22 protein-coding genes are annotated in these 20,846 nt (G+C 42.2%); 18 read left to right on the top strand and 4 right to left on the bottom strand.

The window, feature by feature from the left end:
- Window positions 1-10 precede the first annotated feature (10 nt).
- From mazG to yjgA, 9 genes are all read left to right on the top strand, one after another.
- On the top strand, window positions 11-775 hold the full coding sequence (gene mazG, locus E0H77_RS07875) for a nucleoside triphosphate pyrophosphohydrolase (protein WP_171478329.1): 765 nt from the start codon (window positions 11-13) through the stop codon (window positions 773-775).
- Between the two features lie 8 nt (window positions 776-783).
- On the top strand, window positions 784-1,134 hold the full coding sequence (locus E0H77_RS07870; protein ID WP_131376620.1) for a ComEA family DNA-binding protein: 351 nt from the start codon (window positions 784-786) through the stop codon (window positions 1,132-1,134).
- A gap of 136 nt (window positions 1,135-1,270) precedes the next feature.
- Window positions 1,271-2,722, top strand: a complete 1,452-nt coding sequence (gene pcnB / locus E0H77_RS07865; RefSeq protein WP_131376617.1) for a polynucleotide adenylyltransferase PcnB — start codon at window positions 1,271-1,273, stop codon at window positions 2,720-2,722.
- Window positions 2,719-3,249 carry a 2-amino-4-hydroxy-6-hydroxymethyldihydropteridine diphosphokinase gene (gene folK, locus E0H77_RS07860; RefSeq protein WP_131376613.1) on the top strand — a complete coding sequence of 177 codons (531 nt, stop codon included), beginning with the start codon at window positions 2,719-2,721 and terminating at the stop codon, window positions 3,247-3,249. Before pcnB ends, folK begins: the two co-directional genes overlap by 4 nt.
- Window positions 3,246-4,055 (top strand): 3-methyl-2-oxobutanoate hydroxymethyltransferase, encoded by an 810-nt coding sequence (gene panB / locus E0H77_RS07855; protein ID WP_131376610.1) that lies wholly within the window; start codon window positions 3,246-3,248, stop codon window positions 4,053-4,055. Before folK ends, panB begins: the two co-directional genes overlap by 4 nt.
- A gap of 2 nt (window positions 4,056-4,057) precedes the next feature.
- Window positions 4,058-4,903, top strand: coding sequence for a pantoate--beta-alanine ligase (panC, locus tag E0H77_RS07850; protein ID WP_131376606.1), 846 nt, complete (start codon window positions 4,058-4,060; stop codon window positions 4,901-4,903).
- A 32-nt stretch (window positions 4,904-4,935) separates the two neighbouring features.
- Entirely contained in the window at window positions 4,936-5,787 is an 852-nt protein-coding gene (gene rapZ / locus E0H77_RS07845) for an RNase adapter RapZ (protein WP_131376603.1), read from the top strand.
- Entirely contained in the window at window positions 5,784-6,053 is a 270-nt protein-coding gene (locus tag E0H77_RS07840) for an HPr family phosphocarrier protein (RefSeq protein WP_004753685.1), read from the top strand. The genes rapZ and E0H77_RS07840 overlap by 4 nt, the downstream gene beginning before the upstream one ends.
- 2 nt (window positions 6,054-6,055) lie before the next feature.
- Window positions 6,056-6,610 carry a ribosome biogenesis factor YjgA gene (yjgA, locus tag E0H77_RS07835; protein WP_131314613.1) on the top strand — a complete coding sequence of 185 codons (555 nt, stop codon included), beginning with the start codon at window positions 6,056-6,058 and terminating at the stop codon, window positions 6,608-6,610.
- A 39-nt stretch (window positions 6,611-6,649) separates the two neighbouring features.
- Here the strand turns inward: yjgA and E0H77_RS07830 are convergent, their stop codons facing one another.
- Window positions 6,650-8,293, bottom strand: a complete 1,644-nt coding sequence (locus tag E0H77_RS07830) for an acyl-CoA synthetase (RefSeq protein ID WP_131376600.1) — start codon at window positions 8,291-8,293, stop codon at window positions 6,650-6,652.
- Window positions 8,294-8,605: 312 nt separating this feature from the next.
- Between E0H77_RS07830 and thrS the strand changes: the two genes are divergently transcribed.
- The 4 genes from thrS to E0H77_RS07810 all read left to right on the top strand — a co-directional run bounded on the left by thrS (window position 8,606) and on the right by E0H77_RS07810 (window position 12,457).
- Window positions 8,606-10,528: a threonine--tRNA ligase gene (gene thrS / locus E0H77_RS07825; RefSeq protein WP_131376597.1), complete on the top strand. Its 1,923-nt coding sequence runs from the start codon at window positions 8,606-8,608 to the stop codon at window positions 10,526-10,528.
- A gap of 5 nt (window positions 10,529-10,533) precedes the next feature.
- Window positions 10,534-11,085, top strand: a complete 552-nt coding sequence (infC, locus tag E0H77_RS07820; protein ID WP_081399815.1) for a translation initiation factor IF-3 — start codon at window positions 10,534-10,536, stop codon at window positions 11,083-11,085.
- Between the two features lie 299 nt (window positions 11,086-11,384).
- Entirely contained in the window at window positions 11,385-12,002 is a 618-nt protein-coding gene (locus E0H77_RS07815; RefSeq protein ID WP_131376594.1) for a glutathione S-transferase N-terminal domain-containing protein, read from the top strand.
- A gap of 26 nt (window positions 12,003-12,028) precedes the next feature.
- Entirely contained in the window at window positions 12,029-12,457 is a 429-nt protein-coding gene (locus tag E0H77_RS07810) for a YqaA family protein (protein WP_131376591.1), read from the top strand.
- Between the two features lie 34 nt (window positions 12,458-12,491).
- Here E0H77_RS07810 and E0H77_RS07805 read toward each other — a convergent pair whose 3' ends face one another.
- Window positions 12,492-13,745, bottom strand: coding sequence for an MFS transporter (locus tag E0H77_RS07805; RefSeq protein ID WP_131376588.1), 1,254 nt, complete (start codon window positions 13,743-13,745; stop codon window positions 12,492-12,494).
- 509 nt (window positions 13,746-14,254) lie between these two features.
- Here E0H77_RS07805 and rpmI point away from each other — a divergent pair.
- Complete coding sequence (rpmI, locus tag E0H77_RS07800; RefSeq protein WP_001096359.1) at window positions 14,255-14,449, top strand: 50S ribosomal protein L35; 195 nt, start codon at window positions 14,255-14,257, stop codon at window positions 14,447-14,449.
- 12 nt (window positions 14,450-14,461) lie between these two features.
- Complete coding sequence (gene rplT, locus E0H77_RS07795) at window positions 14,462-14,821, top strand: 50S ribosomal protein L20 (RefSeq protein ID WP_045794202.1); 360 nt, start codon at window positions 14,462-14,464, stop codon at window positions 14,819-14,821.
- Between the two features lie 367 nt (window positions 14,822-15,188).
- Here rplT and E0H77_RS07790 read toward each other — a convergent pair whose 3' ends face one another.
- Both E0H77_RS07790 and E0H77_RS07785 read right to left on the bottom strand, forming a co-directional pair.
- A complete protein-coding gene (locus tag E0H77_RS07790) occupies window positions 15,189-15,668 on the bottom strand; it encodes a hypothetical protein (protein WP_131376585.1) in 480 nt (159 codons plus the stop codon).
- 131 nt (window positions 15,669-15,799) lie between these two features.
- The gene (locus E0H77_RS07785) at window positions 15,800-16,852 is read right to left on the bottom strand and encodes a hypothetical protein (protein ID WP_131376582.1); all 1,053 of its coding nucleotides are present in this window, start codon (window positions 16,850-16,852) and stop codon (window positions 15,800-15,802) included.
- Window positions 16,853-17,008: 156 nt separating this feature from the next.
- On the opposite strand from E0H77_RS07785, the gene pheS reads away from it, so the two are divergent.
- The 3 genes from pheS to E0H77_RS07770 all read left to right on the top strand — a co-directional run bounded on the left by pheS (window position 17,009) and on the right by E0H77_RS07770 (window position 20,808).
- Entirely contained in the window at window positions 17,009-17,989 is a 981-nt protein-coding gene (gene pheS / locus E0H77_RS07780; RefSeq protein ID WP_004903459.1) for a phenylalanine--tRNA ligase subunit alpha, read from the top strand.
- 141 nt (window positions 17,990-18,130) lie between these two features.
- The gene (pheT, locus tag E0H77_RS07775; RefSeq protein ID WP_131376579.1) at window positions 18,131-20,512 is read left to right on the top strand and encodes a phenylalanine--tRNA ligase subunit beta; all 2,382 of its coding nucleotides are present in this window, start codon (window positions 18,131-18,133) and stop codon (window positions 20,510-20,512) included.
- Window positions 20,509-20,808 carry an integration host factor subunit alpha gene (locus E0H77_RS07770; RefSeq protein WP_004753656.1) on the top strand — a complete coding sequence of 100 codons (300 nt, stop codon included), beginning with the start codon at window positions 20,509-20,511 and terminating at the stop codon, window positions 20,806-20,808. Before pheT ends, E0H77_RS07770 begins: the two co-directional genes overlap by 4 nt.
- Window positions 20,809-20,846: the final 38 nt, after the last annotated feature.

The following is a 20,846-nucleotide window of genomic DNA, read 5'->3' as shown; positions in this document are numbered from 1 at the left end:
TAACATGCCAATTGAACAGTTATTGAAGATTATGCAGCAACTACGCGAGCAGTGTCCGTGGGATCGCGCGCAGACGCCGCAAAGCCTGACACGTTATGCAATTGAAGAAGCCTATGAAGTTGAAGATGCAATTCGTCAGGGTTCAATTGATGAGATTCGTAATGAGTTGGGAGATTTGCTGTTGCAAGTGGTATTTCAGTCACAAATGTATGCCGAACAACAAGCATTTAACTTTGATGATGTGGTGCAGGCGATCATCGATAAGCTGATTCGTCGCCATCCGCATGTGTTTCAGGCAGAGCAGTATGCCAATTTAAGCCCTGAGCAAGTCTCGGAACTTTGGCAACAGATTAAACAGCAAGAAAAACAAGGACAGCCGCGTTCGTATCTCAGTGAGATTAAGCATGGGCCTGCAATTTCACAGGCTGAGCAGATCCAGAAACAAGCTGCAAAAATTGGTTTTGATTTTGCGACGACGCAAGATGCACTGGGTAAAGTCCATGAAGAAATTGCTGAGCTAGAACATGCCATTCAGAAAAAAAATCCTGATGAAATACAGGCAGAATTTGGTGATTGTTTATTTTCTTTGATTAATGTTGGTCGTAAACTAGAGCTCTCGGGAGAAATCGCTTTACTCTCAACGATTCATAAATTTAGAACACGATTTGCTTTTATAGAAGATCAGGCACGTCAGCAAGGTCGTTCTGTACACGACATGAGCCTTGATGAAATGGATCAACTTTGGGAGCAAGCAAAACAACAAACATCATCATGAGTTAAAATATGATAAAAACCTTAAGTACGCTGATATTAAGTTTAGGTCTAGCATGCTCGGCATGGGCAAATAACAATACACAAAGCTATGACCAGCGTTATATGCAATGGAAACAACAGCAACAGATACAACATGGTCGGACTTCGCAGACCACACGTGGAACTCATCAGGTGAGTCTCAACCAAGCCTCGGCAGTTGAGTTACAGAACAAACTCACAGGTGTTGGTGTAAAAAAAGCACAGGCAATTGTTGAATACCGCCAGAAAAATGGCAAGTTCAAAACCATTGATGAACTGAAAAATGTCAAAGGAATCGGGGAGAAACTATTTGAGAAAAACCGTGCATTTTTGGCGCTATAGCTGCTGAAAAAATCTACAGATTCAACAGCAAATTCATGTTTGTCTGAATGAAGAATCAAATTGCCCTTTATTGGTCTATGCTCTATGATTAGCAACGATTGAAAATTTTAACTCCAGACGTAGGAGAAAGCGTCTTTTGCATACCTTACGCGCGTCAAAATATGGTTTATCCATCAAACAATTACCTCCTTCTATATTAGAAGTTATTGATGCTCTCACCAAAGCAGGTTATCAGGCATATATCGTCGGTGGTGGTGTTCGGGACTTGATGCTCGGGCTACATCCGAAAGATTTTGATGCGGTAACCAACGCTACACCAGCGCAGGTCAAAGAAGTGTTTGGGCGTCGTTGCCGAATTATTGGGCGACGTTTTGAGTTGGCACATGTCTATGTTGGGCGAGACCTTATAGAAGTTGCAACTTTTCGCGCACCACCGAAAAAAGCAGTGACCAGTGCGCTCGGCATGATTTTACGAGACAACAATTGGGGAACCATCGAACAAGATTTTGTTCGTCGGGATTTCTCCATTAATGCCATGTACTATCAGCCACGTCAGGGTGTGATTTTAGATTTTTGCCATGCCATTGAAGATGTAAAAAGTAAAACTTTACGTTTATTGGGTGAACCAAAGCTACGCTTTGAAGAAGACCCAGTGCGGATGTTGCGTACATTACGCTTTGCAGCCAAACTCAATTTTAGTATTGCACCTGAAATTTTAGACGTGTTTACCCCTGAAATGACGCAGTTATTACGCGACATTTCTCCGCACCGTTTATATGATGAATCACAGAAACTCTTTACCATGGGGCATTTGCAACGTGTTTTACCATTACTGATTGAATTCGGTTTATGGAAACAGCTATTTGCTGAAGTCAGCCCTGATGTAACACAGTTTATTTCCTTAGCTGCAAAAAATACCGATCAGCGTATTCAGGTTGGCAAAACCATTAACCCTGCATTTTTCTATGCAGTGTTGCTTTGGAGAAACTTCCAAGAACGTACTGAGTATTATTTGGCAAAAGGTGTGGTTGCAGCCGAGGCACGAGCGCAAGCAGGCTTAGATGTACTCAAGCGCCAGTCGACGCGTACCATTATTCCACGTTTTGCTGAAACTTTTATTCGTGAAGTTTGGGAAATGCAAACGCGTTTGTTGAGCCCAAAACCACAACAAATTGAAAGTTTAGCAGGGCATGCGCGTTTTCGTGCAGGCTTTGACTTCTTGTTGTTGCGTGAGAAATCGGGTGATGACACTACGCAAGGTATGGGACAGTGGTGGGAAGCCTATCAGGATATGACCATAGACCAAAAAGAAGTGGCTATTTCCCAGTACAATCGTCAACGTGCCAAGACCCGTCGTAAACCACGTACAGAAGATGTTGAGGTTGATACAGTAATCGCACCGTTGGTTGCAGAAGCAGCACCAACCCGCAGTCGCCGTTCGCGCAACAAATCTGCACAAGCACCAGTTCGTTCAACGGCAAACACAGCTGTAAGTAATGCTGATGGTGTTGATGCGAATCATCCGATTTTAAAACGCAAACGGGTACAGCGTGATTTAAGCCAAGTGATTTTTGGGCCAACACAATGACAGTGACCAGTTATATCGGTTTAGGAAGCAACTTGGGTGATTCACTACATATTCTGCAAGAAGCCATCGAAAAACTGCGAACTTTAGGGTGTGTCCGAGTCTCGCAGTTGTATAGCACTCCGCCGATGGGGCCGCAAGACCAACCTGACTATTTGAATGCAGTCGCCGAGTTAAAAACCGATTTGCCACCACTTGCGTTATTGGATCAATTACAGCAATTTGAACAGGATGCAGGTCGAGTCCGCTTACGTCGTTGGGGTGAGCGTACTTTAGATTTGGATTTACTGTTATATGGTCAAGAGAAAATTCAACACGAACGTCTCACAGTACCGCATGTGGGATTGTTATTGCGCGATTTTGTGGTGATCCCACTATTAGACTTAGATGTAGAGTTAACCGTTGATTCTCAGTCACTGAAACAGCTCGATATTGTTCAGACATCCATCTTAACCCCGATGCTGAACCGCAATTGGGCTGATGTGTCACAGCAGAATCAACCTCAGGATGAACAAGAGGACGCTGAATGATTAGTCTCCATGATTTAAGACAATTGAAAGCACAAGGTAAAAAGTTTTCTTGCTTGACTTGCTATGACGCTAGTATGGCAAAAGCAATGCAAGTTGCAGAAATTGATAGCATTTTGATTGGAGATTCCTTGGGGATGACCATTCAGGGGCACGATTCGACTTTACCTGTGACAGTTGCAGATATGGCATATCATACAGCAGCAGTGCGTCGTGCTAACCAGCACGCTTTTCTCATGACAGACTTGCCATTTATGAGTTATGCCACACTGAATGATGCGCTGCAAAATTCCCGAATGGTGATGCAGGCAGGTGCACAGATGGTCAAAATTGAAGGCGGTGCATGGCTTGCAGATACGGTCAAAAACTTAACCCGTAATGGTATTCCTGTCTGTATGCATCTGGGGCTCACGCCGCAGTCAGTGCATGTCTTTGGTGGTTATAAACTACAAGCGAAAACTCGTGATGCTGCCGATCAGTTGATTGAAGACTGTCGGGCTTTAGTTGAAGCGGGCGCTGCGATGTTGCTCTTAGAGTGTGTGCCTGCACAGTTAGGCAAAGAAGTCACTGAACTGTTTCCACATATTCCTGTGATTGGAATTGGTGCTGGAAAAGACACCGATGGACAAGTGCTTGTTGTGCAAGACATGTTAGGATTAACTTTTGGGAAAGTTGCCAAATTTGTACGTAACTTTATGGCAGAGCAGTCAGGTGAACATGCTATTGTCAATGCTCTGAAAGCCTATCATCATGCTGTGCTTGAGCAAAGTTTCCCAAATATTGAACATACTTTCCAAGTTGAGTTGTAATCATGAAAACTGAAACGACCATTCAGGGGCTAAACGCAGCGCTTAGTCCAGCACGTACTGCAAAAAAACGCATTGGTTTTGTCCCGACTATGGGGAATTTGCATGAAGGACATCTCAATTTAGTTCGCGAAGCGAAAAAATTGTGTGATGTTGTTGTGGTCAGCGTTTTTGTGAATCCAATTCAGTTTGGACCAAACGAAGATTATGAAAACTACCCACGGACTTTAGACAAAGACAGTCAGTTACTTGCCGATGTCGGTTGTGATATTGTTTTTGCACCGAGTGTTGAACAAATGTATGGCAAGCAGCCATTTTTAACCAATATTAGTGTCTCAGGTATTACTGCTGATTTGTGTGGTACATCACGCCCAGGACACTTTGATGGTGTTGCAGTTGTGGTCAGCAAGTTATTTAATATTGTTCAACCCAACTTGGCATTTTTTGGGCAAAAAGACTTCCAGCAGTTGGCTGTTATTCGTCAGTTGGTGCAAGATTTAAGCTTCCCAATTGAAGTGATTGGTGTGCCTATTACACGTGCTGCAGATGGTTTGGCGCTCAGCTCACGTAATGGTTATTTAACCCATGAACAACGCGCGATAGCACCAACGATTTATCAAAGTTTGAAACAGGCTGAAAAAGCTTTGCTAGAAGGCGTGAGTTTGGATGCTGTGCTGGCGGGCATAACAACACAGCTTACTCATGCAGGTTTTGTTGTAGATTATGTTGAAGCGCGTAGCCCAGCGTTGCAAATGGTCACAGACTTTAAACAAGATACTGTGATCTTTGTGGCAGCAAAATTAGGCACAACTCGTTTAATCGATAATTTGATTGTCAAATTTGTTGGATAACATTGCCTAAATGCAATGAGGAAAGCAGTGTCATGAAACGTATTTTAATTGTCACAGGTCAATCAGGTTCAGGAAAATCCTCTGCGCTACAGGTGCTTGAAGATTTGGGCTATTACTGTATTGATAATTTGCCGTTGGCATTGCTTCCCGAAATTGTCGCCAAACTAGATCATGAAAATAATCTGGAGCAATTGGCGCTTGGGGTCGATGTGCGTAGCACACAAGCGGATTTTCAGGAATTTGACCATGTTTTTGAACAATTACAAAAACATGGTATGGTCGATGTGATTTATTTAACTACGCAGGATCAAGGGTTGATTTCGCGTTTTAGTGCGTCACGCCGTCCTCATCCACTTGCATCACGTTATAAAACTTTGCTTGAATGTATTTCAATAGAAAAAAGTCTGTTGTTGCCGATGCAGTTTCGTGCAACAGTCAATATTGATACTACAGACAAAAGTGTGCATGATTTAAAGCATACATTATTGTCCAAACTTGGACAGTCGGAAGATATGATTGTGATTTTGCAATCATTTGGTTATAAACATGGCATTCCACTCGATGCTGACTATGTTTTTGATGTAAGACACTTGCCAAATCCGCATTGGGATTTAGAATTACGCAAATTCTCTGGTCTAGATACACCGATTCAGGAATTTTTGGGTGCAAATGATCAAACCAATGCCATGTTTGGTGATATTTATCAATTTTTAGAAAAATGGCTTCCTGCCTTTGCAGAAGGGCATAGACATTACATTACCGTCTCCATTGGATGTACGGGTGGGCAGCACCGCTCAGTTTATATGGTGGATAGACTCAGAAAAGCACTGAAGGCGAACTGGTCTATTCAGGTTTTACATAGAGAAATGAAGCATTGGTCATGATCGACACGACAGTAGATGTAATTAACAAACTTGGTTTACATGCACGTGCCTCTGGCAAATTAATTGAAGTGACCACCAAATTCCGCTCTTCGATTCAAGTGGGTAAGGGCGATAAGTTGATTGATGCAAAAAACATTATGGCATTGCTAATGCTTGGTGCTGGAAAGGGAACAACGTTACGGATTGTTGTAGACGGACCAGATGAAGAGAAAGCCTTGGACGAAGTTCTGGCACTTTTCGCAGCAAAATTTTATGAGGCAGATTAAACGTGGCACGACGACCGCAACCGCAACAACGCTATACCGAAGAAGATTTTGAATCTTTAGATGGTCGTGCGAGCAAAACTGAACAAAAGAAAGCTGTACAGCGTATGGCAGCTTTGGGTGAACAATTGGCCTCGCTATCCATTAAGCAAATTCAACAGCTCCCTGTTGAAGAACGTTTAATTGAAGCACTGCTTGATGTACAAACCATTAGCTCATTTGAAGCACGCCGCCGCCAATTTCAGCGGATTGGCAAACTGCTTCGCAATGAAGATGAAAGCCTGATTTTATCGTATCTAACTCCGCAGCAAGGCGTAAAAAAACAGGTGCAGTTACAACGCTGGGTCGATCGTATGATTGAGCAAGGTGATAGCGCGATTCATGAATTTAGCAAGCAGTTCAATGCAACGGATAAACACACTTTGCGTCAGCATGTCTTGCGTATTTATCGCGACAAGCAACTCGAAGCAACTGAAGAAGAACTTGAGGTTTCACGTCAAAAGCTGTTGAACTATGTACAACAAGTTGGTCTGTTATCTGATCAAGGTAAATCAAGATAAATAAGCGACCTTTAAGGTCGCTTATTTTTTGTGTTGAATTTAGCCTGTTTGCTGTTCGGCACGTTGTTTCGCCCATTCTCGCAAAATAAATTTCTGTAACTTACCTGTCGAGGTTTTGGGAATCGCAGTCATCACAATATCCTTTGGCAGTTTATAGCGCGCAAGATATTGTTTGCAGTGCTCAATCAGTTGTTCAGCACTGAGTTCATAGCCCGTTTTGAGTTCAATAAACGCACAAGGCACTTCTTGCCAATAAGGGTCGGGTTTGGCGACCACTGCCGCAGTTAAAACAGCAGGATGCTGATAGAGCACTTCCTCAATTTCAAGCGATGAAATATTTTCCCCACCTGAAATAATCAGATCTTTAGAACGATCCATAATTTTGGCATAGCCATCGGGCTGACAAACCGCGAGATCGCCCGTGTGAAACCAACCTCCTGCAAAGGCTTCTTCGGTGGCTTGAGGATTTTTTAGATAACCTTTCATGACAATATTGCCACGGAACATGATTTCACCCATGGTGTGCCCATCATGCGGTACAGGCTGCATGGTTTCAGAGTCAATCACTTTCATGCCATCTTGCAATGGATATGGTACGCCTTGACGCGAATGTAATTGAGCTTGTTCCTGAATGGATAACTCACTCCAACCTGCTTGCGAGGCACAGAGCGCAGAAGGACCATAAGTTTCAGTCAGACCATAGACGTGCGTGACATTAATGCCAATATTGCGCATTCCTTCAATGATCGCTGCGGGTGGTGCTGCACCTGCGACCATGACTTCCACTCGATGGCTAAACGTGATCTGTTTGTCTTTGGGAGTATTAATCAGCATAGACAGCACAATCGGTGCACCACAGAAATAATCGACCTTATGTTGGGCAATCAGCTGAAAAACCTGTTCAGTATCGACTTTACGCAGGCAAATATTGGTGCCGCCATTGGCCGCCATTGTCCATGCAAAACACCAACCATTGCAATGAAAGAGTGGCAGTGTCCATAGATATTTAGCGCGCGGAATCATGCCACTGGCAATGATGTTACTGGCAGCATTAATGTATGCTCCCCGATGATGATAAACTACACCTTTGGGATTACCTGTTGTGCCTGACGTGTAGTTGAGACTGATTGCATCCCATTCATCGTTAGGTAAATGCCATTCAAAATCGGCATCTCCCTGTGCAAGCCAAGTTTCATACTCAATAAAACCAATATCCTTTACAGCACCCTCATATTCGGCATCATGCACATCAATCACGAGGATCTGATGTTTAACCAAAGCCAGTGCTTCTTGTGCCAATGTCGAAAATTCACTATCAACCAGCAATAGTTTGCTTTCTGCATGGTCTAGCATGAATGCCAGTGTTTTGGCATCGAGGCGGGTATTGAGTGTATTGAGTACGGCACCTGCCATCGGAACTGCAAAGTGCGCTTCAAGCATGGCAGGAATATTGGGCAATAACACCGAAACAGTATCATTTTTCCCGATTCCGAGCTGATTGAGCTGATGAGCAAACTGGCGACAGCGCGTATATTTTTCGCGCCAAGTAATCTGCCGTGTACCATGAATCATAGCGGCTTGATGCGGGTAAATATGGGCTGCCCGTTCCAGATAGCGCAGTGGTGATAATGCAACAAAATTCGCTGCATTTTTCGGTAATTCATCGTATGCACTGACTGCCATGTCAATTGCTCCTGTCGTGTTGTTGTTATATCGTTTTGACTATTTTGCATACACATTAGATGAGTTTTGCGGTAAAAATTAGCCCTGCTTTAGTCTTAAGTGTGCGGGCGGGCGGGTTTTGTTTTGAGCCTGATGATTGATATGGTTTAAAAAAATTATAGATTGAAATACAGAGGTTTCTTAAATAGCGCAAGACGTGTAGAATCATAGGGGACTTTTTTAGCCACCGTTTTTATTTTGAGGTTTTCCTCGATTTTAATCTCGCGGTGACATGCTCTATTGTGCGGGGCATCACTCCTTAAGGATTTATCTATGCCAATTATCACATTGCCAAATGGCGATCAAAAAGCTTTTGATCAAGCTGTATCCGTTATGGATGTCGCTCTAAGTATTGGACCTGGACTTGCGAAAAACACCGTTGCAGGTCGTGTAAATGGTCGCTTGGTCGATGCGTGTGACTTAATTACCGAAGATGCAACGCTGCAAATTATCACGCCTAAAGATGAAGAAGGCGTTGAAATCATTCGTCACTCATGTGCGCACTTGGTTGGTCATGCAGTTAAGCAGCTTTTCCCAGAAGCAAAGATGGTGATTGGTCCTGTCATTGAAGAAGGTTTCTACTATGACATCTGGATGCCACGTCCATTTACATTAGATGATATGGCTGCCATCGAAGAGCGTATGAAAAAGCTCATCGACCAAGACTATGATGTCATCAAAAAAATGACCCCGCGTGATGAAGTGATCGCAGAATTTACTGCACGTGGTGAAGAATACAAATTACGCTTGATTGCGGACATGCCAAATGAAACACAAATGGGCTTGTACTACCATCAAGACTATTTGGACATGTGCCGTGGTCCACACGTACCAAATACCAAATTCCTAAAATCATTCAAACTGACTAAAATCTCTGGTGCTTACTGGCGCGGTGATGCAAAGAATGAACAGTTGCAGCGTATCTACGGTACGGCTTGGGCGGACAAGAAACAGCTTGCTGCTTATATCAAGCGTATTGAAGAAGCAGAAAAACGTGACCACCGTAAAATCGGTAAAGCACTTGATTTGTTCCACATGCAAGAAGAAGCGCCTGGTATGGTGTTCTGGCATCCAAATGGCTGGACCATTTATCAAGTGCTTGAACAATACATGCGTAAAGTTCAGCAGGACAATGGCTACCTTGAGATTAAAACACCACAAATCGTAGATTTCACTTTGTGGGAAAAATCAGGCCATGCGGCAAACTATGCGGATAACATGTTTACGACTCATTCAGAAAGTCGTAACTATGCTGTAAAGCCAATGAACTGCCCATGTCACGTCCAAGTGTTTAATCAAGGTTTGAAATCTTACCGTGATTTACCAATTCGCTTGGCTGAGTTTGGTTCATGTCACCGCAACGAACCATCGGGTTCATTGCACGGTATTATGCGTGTGCGTGGCTTTACTCAAGATGATGCGCATATTTTCTGTACCAAAGAGCAAATCGGTCAAGAAGTTGCTGACTTCATTAAACTGACTTTAGATGTATATAAAGACTTTGGCTTTGAAGAAGTGCAAATGAAATTGTCTACTCGCCCAGAAAAGCGTGTGGGTGATGATGCACTTTGGGATATGGCAGAGAAATCTTTGGCAGATGCGTTGGATGCAGCAGGTCTTGATTGGGACTTGCAACCAGGTGAAGGTGCATTCTATGGTCCAAAAATTGAATTCTCATTGAAAGACTGCTTAGGTCGTGTATGGCAGTGCGGTACAATCCAGTGTGACTTTAACTTGCCAGAGCGTTTAGATGCTTCTTTTGTCACTGAAGAAAATGAACGTGATCAACCAGTAATGTTGCATCGTGCAATTCTTGGTAGTTTTGAGCGTTTTATTGGTATACTTATTGAACACTATGCTGGTTTCATGCCGCCTTGGTTAACACCTGTGCAGGCTTGTGTCATGAATATTACTGATGCTCAAGCTGAAGCATGTCAGCAAGTCGTGGCGAAACTCAAAGAAAATGGTTTACGTGCCATTTCAGACTTGAGAAATGAGAAAATCGGCTTTAAGATTCGTGAACGTACACTGGAGCGTATTCCGTACCTTTTAGTTCTTGGTGACCGAGAAGTTGAAGAGGGTACTGTCAATGTCCGTACGCGCTCAGGAAAAAATTTAGGTACTATGTCAATTGATGCTTTCATTGACTTGGTGAAATCTGCCGTAGCCGAACGTGGCCGGTACATTGTGGAGTAAGAAAGATTAAACAGCCTGATCGTAACCAACAACAAGGTGGTAAAAGCAATCGTCCAGCATTGAACACTGAGATTCGTGCCAAAGAGGTACGGCTCATTGATGCTGAAGGTGAACAAAAAGGGATTGTTTCATTAAATGAAGCATTGCGAGCTGCAGAAGATGCTGATCTTGACCTTGTTGAGATCGTTGCAAATGCAGAGCCACCTGTTTGTAAAATCATGGATTTTAACAAGCACTTGTTTGATCTTAAGCAAAAGCAAAAAGATGCAAAGAAAAAACAGCACCAAGTGCAAGTTAAAGAAATCAAGTTGCGCCCTGGAACTGATATTGGGGATTACAACGTTAAACTACGTGCAATCCTCCGTTTCTTGGAAGAAGGTAACAAGGTTAAAATTACCTTGCGTTTCCGTGGTCGTGAAATGGCACACCAACAACTGGGTCTAGCTCAATTACAAAAAATTGAAACAGACGTGGCTGAATGGGGTGTTGTTGAACAGGCACCAAAAATGGAAGGTCGCCAAATGGGCATGTTACTTGGACCTAAAAAGAAAAAGTAACAGCTTGCTTTGACGTGAAAAAGCACTGCTAGTTTTGGCGGTGCTTTTTTTATTGGAGTTACTCGAGGTTCAACTGAGCTGAATGGTCTGTTCCGATGTAATTGCGTATTATAAATGTAATATGAGTAGCAATATTTATCTTTAAATGATTTTTAAATTCTCATAATACGATTTTAAATTAATTTTTTATCTCAATAAATTGATTATTTTTATCAGTTTTATAGTTTTAGCCCTTTTATAAAAACATGATATAACAGGCGAACGAAAACTGATTGACTCAAATAGACAAAGGACTTCGAATGATTGATGTATATTATTGGGGTACACCCAATGGTCATAAAGTAACGATCGCACTTGAAGAAATGGGACTTGAATATCAAATTTTCCCAATCAATATTTCGGAAAATGATCAATTCCAACCAGACTTTCTAAAAATCTCTCCAAATAATAAAATCCCCGCGATTGTTGATCAGAATGGCCCGTGCGGTGAACCTATCTCTGTGTTCGAATCAGGTGCTATTTTGCAATATCTTGGACGAAAAACGGGATTGTTTTACCCAACGGATGAACAGCAGCGCGTTGAGGTGGAACAATGGCTGATGTGGCAAATGGGTGGCTTGGGGCCAATGCTCGGGCAAAACCATCATTTTAACCGGTTTGCCAAAGAAAAAATTCCCTATGCAATTGATCGTTATATCAATGAAAGTAAACGCTTATATGGCGTACTTGAAAAGCAACTGATTGGTCTAGACTATGTGGCAGGGGAGTACTCAATTGCAGATATGGCAATTTTCCCGTGGCTATGCCGTTATGAATGGCAAAGTATTGAGTTAGATGATTTTCCAAATGTAAAAGCCTATATGCAACGTATGAACGCCCGTCCAGCGGTTCAAAAAGCATTGTCGATACACGTATAGTTTTTTACTTGTTCTCCTTGGGTCTCATGAGTTATTGGTTGCTGTTTATCTCTGCTTTTGGGGCTGCAACGTTACTTCCTTTACAGTCAGAAGCGGTGCTGATGACTTTACTGGTGCAAGGTCATCACAATCCTCTATTTTTGTTGTTCGCGGCCACTGTTGGTAATGTTTTAGGCTCATGTGTGAATTGGTGGTTAGGGCTAAGAATTGAGCATTTTAAGCATAAAAAATGGTTTCCAGTGTCTGAGCCTCGGCTAGAACAAGCTCAAAAAATGTATCATCAATATGGTTTTTATTCATTATTATTGAGCTGGACACCAATTATTGGTGATCCGATTACCCTGATTGCAGGCCTAATGCAGGAAAATTTTTGGCGATTATTGGGAATAGTGACAATTGCCAAAGCTGGGCGATATATATGTCTGTATATTTTATATTTAGGTATGTTTGGATGATTTGAGGGAAAAGATATTCCTTTCCCTCATGAAATCAATGCTGAGAGCTTTTATTGACATCTACATCAAACAGTTCAGATGTTTTAATCCAGCTTAAAATGACGACAGCTAGAGTCATACATCCCCCGAAAATGGTTGCAGTGATGGTGCCCATGTATTTGGCAGCCAAACCTGATTCAAACGCGCCGAGCTCATTACTACTAGAGACAAACATGCCGTTGACTGCGGCTACACGACCTCGCATATTTTCTGGTGGGTAGAGTTGTAAAATTGTCTGGCGAATGACAACCGAAATGCTGTCACAAGCACCCGTCATGAGCAGTGCAAACAGTGAGAGCCACATTTGGTTTGAAAAAGCAAACATGAGTGTAAATATGCCAAACCCTGCCACAGCCAAAAGCATATTGCGCCATGCATGTTGAGTGGGTGGAAAACGGGTCAGCAACAGCATGGTGATGAGTGCTCCAATCGAAGGTGCAGCACGTAATAACCCCAAGCCTTCAGGCCCTGTCTTTAGAATATCTGAAGCGAAAATGGGGAGTAATGCAATGACGCCACCAAACAATACTGAAACCAAATCTAGCGAGATTGCCCATAGTACAATTTTGGTATTCCAGATAAAACGGAAGCCTTCTTGCATGCTTGACCAAAGGGCGGCTTTCTCCATCGCAGGAAATTGGCGTTTTTGTAGTAAATTCACCAAACAAAAGCAGGTAAACATCAGTGCTGCAACGGTGAGTAAACTAGTTTCACATCCTAAACCTGCTAACATGAAGCCACCAAGCATTGGCCCTAAAATCACGCCACTTTGCCAGCCAATCGTGGTCCATGTTGCACCATTGGTATAGAGTTCACGTGGAATCAGAAAAGGTTTGAGTGAGGTTGCAGCGGGTGAATAAAACCCACGAATAATCCCAAAACCAAAAATAACGCCATAAATTCCCCATTTGAGCATTTCAACTGAAATGAGCTGGGTATCATAACGATGAAAGAGTGCCCAAAGTATGAGAGGCAATGGAAAAGAGAAAAATAAACAGATTTTCATGATGGTCTGTTTATTGAATTTATCCGCAAAATAACCGCCCCATAAAGACAGGGTAATAAAGGGAATAGCTTCTGCCAGGCCAATCATACCGAGGGTTAGCGGGTCTTTGGTAATCTGATAAAGACTGTATCCGACAATCACTTCCTGAATGAGAATCCCGAGAGTTAAGCAGAGTTGGTTAATCGTAATAATGGAAAAATCGCGATAGCGAAGTGCAGCAAAAGCATCCTGTTTTGTGTGCATGATATTAGAATATAAGCGAGGTAAAGAAGTCGATTATAGCGATAATGAGCTAATATTACTCTCATGATTTGAGATTTTAACTATTAAATATAGTGGAAATTGATATAAATTTTTAAGATAAATTCATTCATCATATTCACAAAAAATAATGTGGCAGGGGTGGCTCAAGCTTTATGCTGGCTTTGTAGGATTTGATGCGTGTAACAGCCTAATGAGTTGTTTTAATCAGGATTGAATAACACCGTGTCCATCACTTAGCTTGTTTTGCTCTGTAATATAAATTCGTCTGTAGCATTGGTTGAGCATGCTTTGGCAACATGAAAGATTTAAAAAAATAGCCACTCAAATTGATGACAAATTTTGTTTGAAGAATTGCAAGATCGTGCAAAAAATTAACAGGAGAAATGCTTTCGTTTTGAGCAAACTTACTATAAAATACTGCCTTCCTTACCTGCAGGTCGTTATTGCAATGGTGCAAACGAGCCGAACAGGTGCTTAAAGAGGTTGTTATGGCTAAGTTAAAAACTCGCCGTGGTGCAGCTAAACGTTTCAAAGCGACTGCTAACGGTTTCAAGCGTAAACAAGCGTTCAAACGCCACATTTTGACCAAAAAATCTGCTAAGCGTATTCGTCAGTTGCGCGGCTGTGTAATGGTTCACGTGAGTGACGTTGCTTCAGTTCGTCGTATGTGCCCATACATCTAAGGAGATTTATAAATGGCTCGTGTAAAACGTGGTGTAGTGGCTCATCGTCGTCACAAAAAAATTCTTGCTCGTGCTAAAGGTTACTATGGTGCTCGTTCACGCGTTTATCGCGTAGCGTTCCAAGCGGTAATCAAAGCTGGTCAATACGCTTACCGTGACCGTCGTCAGAAAAAACGTCAATTCCGTGCTCTATGGATTGCGCGTATCAACGCTGGTGCTCGTCAAAACGGTTTGTCTTACAGCCGCATGATCGATGGCTTGAAAAAAGCTCAAGTGATCATCGACCGTCGCGTATTAGCTGACATCGCTATGCATGATGCAGTTGCTTTCGCTGCTTTAGCTGAAAAAGCTAAAACTGCTTTAGCTGCATAAGCTTAGAGATTCAAAAAAAGACCGCATTTTGCGGTCTTTTTTATTGGGTAAAAATAATAAAAACCAAGCATTGTGCAAAGCCTGTTGAATAATCAGAACAATCATCAATACACATGATCGGCACTAGATAAGTAATTTAGTGCTTGCCTAGCAACAAGGGTAAAATTAAATGGTCTGTTTTTGAGTGATATATGCTACAAGATATTGATATTATAGGTAAAAGTTATTTTGTCTAGTGATACCCGAGTGCATTTATTATAAAAGCATTTGGATTGTACAGCATTTTTAGATCGTAATGCAGGGCGATATTGTTAAATTTAGTCAACATTTTGCTTTAAAAGATTGCATGAGATTGACTCATCTGGGTTTATTTGTTGATGGTAATCACTTTAATTTCAACTTTCTTGCAGTCTTTATCGAGACAAAAACCTGAGAACCAAATTTCACCACTTTCCCCAATCATGACGCCATGTGTGTTTGCAAACAAATTTTCATATTTTTGTTCCTGAATGGTTTTGACCAGCATTGGATCAAAGATTTCATCGTAACGTTTGAGTAAGTCTTGACGTGATTTAAACGTGATTTTCTTGCCATTTAAATTGATTTTTATGGGGTAGTTGATCATCGCAACCACTTGGTTTTTATGATGTTCATAGGTTGCAGTTTGAAAGTCTTTCAAAAACTTTTGATAAGGCTGATGCTTACCATATAGAAAATCGAGGCGTTGATTGACTTCATGGGTGTTATCTTCAGATGAAGAAGTCGGTTGTGCCCAACTGGTAATAGGTAAACTTAATACAGTAGCAACTAGAGCAAAATGGCTTAAACGAGCGAAGTTTATCTGCATGGTTTTATCCTTTAAATAGCCACTAAGAAGAATATAATCGATATGGTTTTTTATAATTGTTGTAGATTAAAACAAGGTTAAGTCAATCAAAAGATTGGTACATCTTCAAGATATACCAATCCGTTATCTCATTAAAAACCAAAATAATATGCCAAAGCGCAGATCAACACTGTAATGACCACTAAAGCAATCACATTTTTGTTTGAAATCTGAGGCTTATGCTGTTCGCTGGTTGCTGCTTTATGCAGATGTAAACCTGAATAGGATGTTGTTTGAGCTTGTGGTGCTGGCGCGTCAAATGGCGTTTCAGGTTCTACGACTTTACGCTGTGCCGTTTGGTAGTGGTTGGCAGTTTTAACAATAAATTTACTGAATAAATCATCAAGCTTTACCGAAAAATGCTTAAATGCACGCTGTTCATCGACGGATGAAAAGACCTGATTTTCTTCCTTATGAACTTTCGCTTGCTCAGCAAGATCAAGCTCTAAGGCTTCAAGTTTGATCAGTAATTCATTGCTTAAATTCGCCCGATATTGTGCAGGTAACAGTGCTGACTTTTCTTCTAGGTCAATCGCAATCTTTTGTGGCTGGGTCAGATTAAAGCCTGTGTAGTGCTGTTCAATAAAGCGTTGTTGCTGAACAGTCTGAGCATAAGTGGTATTGAATAGCTCTTGGGTAAGATATTGCTGAATCCGTTCCCAATCAGGGGCTTGTAGGTCGATCTGGATTTTTTTGTAGAGTTTGCTATTTAAGTCAAAATTCCACAGTGTTTCTTGGCGAATAGGGCTTTGTTGAGCACTTGGAATGAGAAACTCCTGTTCGGCATTAAACCATTCTGCCAGTTCATTACCAAACACCCATGCCATTTTTTTCTTGTCATGATGACTAACAATAAAATGCGAATAGGGAAGTAACTCAATGTTTGGATTTGGATTTTTTTCATCGTTGAGCATGCTTGAAGCATGTAAACTCAGGCGAGTTGCTCCTTGTTTTTTTAGATTTTCTAACCAAATTTGAAAGTGCTGTGCCAGCAAATGCTGTGACATCAGGTCACGAAACGCAAAGGCATGCTCCTCAAAAATGGGAAGCTCTCGCCATTGTTGTACACTCAGACCATGGGACAGATATTCATTGCCATAGGTCACTAAAGTAAGTTGTTGTTTCCAAATCGGGTCGAGTGCCATAGTGTTTCTCAGGATTACTATCACAATATTTTATACTTTTTACAAATCAGGATGGTATTAGAATTTTCATCGTGTACAAAGCTCATCAATATGCTGAAAAGCTGTTAGAATGACAAGTTTAATTTATTTTTTAACATTGATGCTTTGAGAGAAATTATGTCACTGGAAGCCCTGACCACTGAAGCGCTGGATGCAATTGCTGCAGCTCAAGATCTTGCTACACTTGACCAAGTACGAGTGCAGTTTACAGGTAAGAAGAGTCAGCTTGCAGAGCAGTCAAAAGCCTTAGGAAAAATGGATCCTGAACAACGTAAAGTTGAAGGTGCAAAAATTCATGCTGTTCGTGAAGCAATCAATAACGCTTTGACTGAGCGCCAAACTGCATTACAACAACAAGCATTAACTGCCAAACTGGCGAGTGAAACCATCGACATTACCTTACCAGGTCGTGGTCAGAGTATGGGCAGTATTCACCCTGTGACGCAAGTACAAGAGCGTATTTGCCAGTTCTTTACCAAGGCGGGTTTTACCGTTGCAACAGGGCCTGAAGTTGAAGACGATTATCATAACTTTGAAGCGCTCAACATTCCAGGACATCACCCTGCACGTGCCATGCACGACACTTTCTATTTTGATGCATCGCATTTGCTACGTACCCATACTTCTGGTGTGCAAATCCGTACCATGGAAACCACACAACCGCCGATTCGTATTGTCTGCCCAGGTCGTGTTTACCGTTGTGACTCTGACCAAACGCATTCACCGATGTTCCATCAAATTGAAGGGTTGTATGTGGCAGAAAACACGAGCTTTGCTGAATTGAAAGGCTTGTTGGTTAACTTGCTGAATGAATTCTTTGAAAAAGATTTGAAAGTGCGTTTCCGTCCATCGTATTTCCCATTTACTGAGCCAAGCGCAGAAGTGGATATTATGGATGAGCGTGGTCGCTGGTTGGAAGTTTTAGGTTGTGGCATGGTGCATCCAAATGTTCTTCGCTCAGCAGGAATTGACCCTGAAAAATATAAAGGTTTTGCCTTTGGTCTTGGTGTAGAGCGTTTTGCAATGTTGCGTTATGGTATCAATGACTTGCGTATGTTCTACCAAAATGATGTGCGTTTCTTGCGCCAATTTGCTTAAACAGATTTTTTTTAAATCCTCTCCTAATCTCTCCTTTAAAAAATAGAGGGGCTCCGCATTAAAGAATGGGTTTTTCGACAAAATGTGGAAGTTGGACTAGAGAGAGGATTAAAGATTTTAGATATATAGGTTCTTTACGAAATGAAAATTAGCGAAAACTGGCTGCGCACATGGGTCAACCCAGCAATCGATAGTAATACATTATCAGAACAACTGACCATGCTCGGCTTGGAAGTCGATGAGCTTGCACCTGTAGCCAAAGCATTTACAGGCGTTGTGGTGGGTGAGGTGTTGACGGTAGAGCAACATCCAGATGCAGACCGCTTACGTGTAACCACAGTGAACATTGGTTCAGGTGAGCCGTTGCAAATCGTATGCGGTGCGCCAAACGTGCGTGTAGGCATGAAAGCACCTGTTGCAACCATTGGTGCGGTGTTGCCAGGCGATTTCAAAATCAAAAAAGGCAAGCTTCGTGGTATTGAATCACACGGTATGTTGTGCGGTGCTTCAGAGATTGACCTTGAAGATAAAATCGATGGTTTGCTTGAGTTGCCTGAAGATGCGCCAATTGGTGTCAACATTCGTGAATACTTGAAACTTGATGACAACGTCATTGATATTTCAATTACACCAAACCGTGGTGACTGCTTTAGTATCCGTGGGATTGCGCGTGAAATTGGGGTAATTAACCAATTGCCAGTGACTCAACCTGAGATTCAACCTGTTGCAGCTACTATTGCCGATGAAAAAGCAGTCGTTGTGACGACTCAAGGCGCACCACGTTATTTGGGTCGTGTGATTAAAAATGTCAACGTGAAAGCAGCGACACCAGAATGGATGGAGCAAGCTTTAACTCGTTCAGGTGTACGCACGCATAGTATTTTGGTGGATATCACTAACTACGTCTTGCTTGAACTCGGTCAGCCAATGCATGCATTTGACTTGGCAAAACTTGAAGGTGCGATACAGGTTCGTCAAGCGACAGCACAAGAAAAGTTGCAATTGCTCAATGAGCAAGAAGTTGAGTTGAATGAAGATGTCATGGTGATTGCAGATGATGCAAAAGCTTTGGCAATCGCAGGGATCATGGGTGGTCTGGCATCAAGCGTGACCGATGACACCCAAGATATTTTCCTTGAAAGCGCATTCTTCAATCCGCTTGCAATTGCAGGACGTGCGCGCCGTTTTGGTTTGCACACTGATTCATCTCAGCGTTTTGAACGTGGCGTAGACTTTGAATTACCAATCTTGGCAATGAATCGTGCATCACAGTTGATTCAACAGCTTGCAGGTGGTGAATTTGGTCCTGTAACTGTAGCTGAACAAACAGACCTATTGCCAAAACGTGAAGCGATTGAATTGAATCAGGCTCAGGTCGATCAATTGCTAGGTTATACCGTAGCAAGTGACTTTATTACTGATGCTTTAACCCGTTTAGGTTGTGCAGTAACAGTCAAAGCACAAGGTGAGTGGTTGGTTGTGCCGCCATCACACCGTTATGACATGGCAATCTACCAAGACTTGATTGAAGAAGTAGCACGTATTCACGGCTATGACAACATTCAAATCAGCTTGCCAAAAATTGACGTGCAATTGGCGACATATCAAGACCGTTTTGAATTGGCTCAATTACGTCAAACTATCGCAACTTTGGGTTATCAGGAAGCGATCAGTTTTAGTTTTGCTGATTTGAAATTGGAAAAACAGCTCAATCCAAATGTACAACCATTGGCATTGGCAAATCCAATTTCGAGTGATTTGGCGGTAATGCGCAGCACTTTGCTGTCAAGTTTGATTCCTTGTGTCCAATACAATTTGAATCGTCAGCAAAACCGTGTGCGCTTCTTTGAGCTAGGTTTGCGCTTTGATTATCAAAATGCAACCAATATCGATGAGCTTCAACAAATCCCGACGCTGGCGTTAATTGCAGTAGGTTCGTCTGCACCAGAGCAGTGGCATGTGAAAACTCAGCCAATGGACTTCTTTGACCTGAAAGGTGAAGTTGAGCAAATTCTTGCGGCTGGACGCGTCAAAGTTCAGTATCAGCGTTCGACCCGTGAATGGCTACATCCTGGTCAGTCGGCTGAAATTGTGGTCGATGGTCAGTCAATTGGTTACTTGGGTCGTTTGCATCCATCATTGGAAAATGAATTGGATTTGGGTACAACTTGGGTGGCTGAACTCGATCAAACGGCTGTTTTGCAATCTTATGTATCTAATTTTACAGAATTATCACGTTTTCCGTCGGTTAGACGTGATATTGCGCTTTTAATTGATGATAAGATTGAGGTAAAAGAGATTCAGCAGTTAATTCAACAAACTGGTGGAGAGCTTCTCGATTCAACGTGGTTGTTCGATGTATACACTGGACAAGGGGTTGAGGCTGGTAAGCGATCGTTGGCATTTGCTTTGTTGTGGCAACATGCTTCGAGAACACTAGAAGATGCTGAAATTAAGTCAGGTATGGATCACATCATTGAAGTGTTGCAAAACACTTATCAAGCAACATTGAGGGCGTCATGACAGCATTAACAAAAGCAGAAATGGCAGATCATTTAAGCGAGCTTACGAATTTAAACCGTCGTGAAGCCAAACAAATGGTTGAGCTATTCTTTGATGAAATTAGCCAAGCATTAATCGCTGGCGAACAGGTCAAACTTTCAGGGTTTGGGAACTTTGAACTACGTGACAAACGTCAGCGCCCTGGTCGCAACCCGAAAACTGGCGAAGAAATTCCAATTTCTGCACGCCGCGTAGTCACTTTCCGCGCAGGTCAGAAGTTTAGACAGCGTGTGGGTAATGAAATCGAACAAGACTAATCGAGTCTTGGAAAGAAAAGGGGTGATTGATTCACCCC

The organism is Acinetobacter brisouioides (assembly GCF_004331075.1).
Taxonomy (GTDB): domain Bacteria; phylum Pseudomonadota; class Gammaproteobacteria; order Pseudomonadales; family Moraxellaceae; genus Acinetobacter.
The sequence above is the reverse complement of the archived record's forward strand: the minus strand, read 5'-3'. Positions and strand labels throughout refer to the sequence as shown.

Excerpts from the sequence above, each read along its gene's own strand:
- rapZ (WP_131376603.1), top strand. The coding sequence starts at position 4,936 with ATGAAACGTATTTTAATTGTCACAGGTCAATCAGGTTCAGGAAAATCC.
- thrS (WP_131376597.1), top strand. The coding sequence starts at position 8,606 with ATGCCAATTATCACATTGCCAAATGGCGATCAAAAAGCTTTTGATCAA.
- E0H77_RS07805 (WP_131376588.1), bottom strand. The coding sequence starts at position 13,745 with ATGCACACAAAACAGGATGCTTTTGCTGCACTTCGCTATCGCGATTTT.
- pheS (WP_004903459.1), top strand. The coding sequence starts at position 17,009 with ATGTCACTGGAAGCCCTGACCACTGAAGCGCTGGATGCAATTGCTGCA.
- E0H77_RS07810 (WP_131376591.1), top strand. The coding sequence starts at position 12,029 with ATGAGTTATTGGTTGCTGTTTATCTCTGCTTTTGGGGCTGCAACGTTA.
- E0H77_RS07770 (WP_004753656.1), top strand. The coding sequence starts at position 20,509 with ATGACAGCATTAACAAAAGCAGAAATGGCAGATCATTTAAGCGAGCTT.
- E0H77_RS07790 (WP_131376585.1), bottom strand. The coding sequence starts at position 15,668 with ATGCAGATAAACTTCGCTCGTTTAAGCCATTTTGCTCTAGTTGCTACT.
- rplT (WP_045794202.1), top strand. The coding sequence starts at position 14,462 with ATGGCTCGTGTAAAACGTGGTGTAGTGGCTCATCGTCGTCACAAAAAA.
- E0H77_RS07785 (WP_131376582.1), bottom strand. The coding sequence starts at position 16,852 with ATGGCACTCGACCCGATTTGGAAACAACAACTTACTTTAGTGACCTAT.
- panC (WP_131376606.1), top strand. The coding sequence starts at position 4,058 with ATGAAAACTGAAACGACCATTCAGGGGCTAAACGCAGCGCTTAGTCCA.
- panB (WP_131376610.1), top strand. The coding sequence starts at position 3,246 with ATGATTAGTCTCCATGATTTAAGACAATTGAAAGCACAAGGTAAAAAG.
- E0H77_RS07830 (WP_131376600.1), bottom strand. The coding sequence starts at position 8,293 with ATGGCAGTCAGTGCATACGATGAATTACCGAAAAATGCAGCGAATTTT.
- rpmI (WP_001096359.1), top strand. The coding sequence starts at position 14,255 with ATGGCTAAGTTAAAAACTCGCCGTGGTGCAGCTAAACGTTTCAAAGCG.
- E0H77_RS07815 (WP_131376594.1), top strand. The coding sequence starts at position 11,385 with ATGATTGATGTATATTATTGGGGTACACCCAATGGTCATAAAGTAACG.
- E0H77_RS07870 (WP_131376620.1), top strand. The coding sequence starts at position 784 with ATGATAAAAACCTTAAGTACGCTGATATTAAGTTTAGGTCTAGCATGC.
- folK (WP_131376613.1), top strand. The coding sequence starts at position 2,719 with ATGACAGTGACCAGTTATATCGGTTTAGGAAGCAACTTGGGTGATTCA.
- E0H77_RS07840 (WP_004753685.1), top strand. The coding sequence starts at position 5,784 with ATGATCGACACGACAGTAGATGTAATTAACAAACTTGGTTTACATGCA.
- pheT (WP_131376579.1), top strand. The coding sequence starts at position 18,131 with ATGAAAATTAGCGAAAACTGGCTGCGCACATGGGTCAACCCAGCAATC.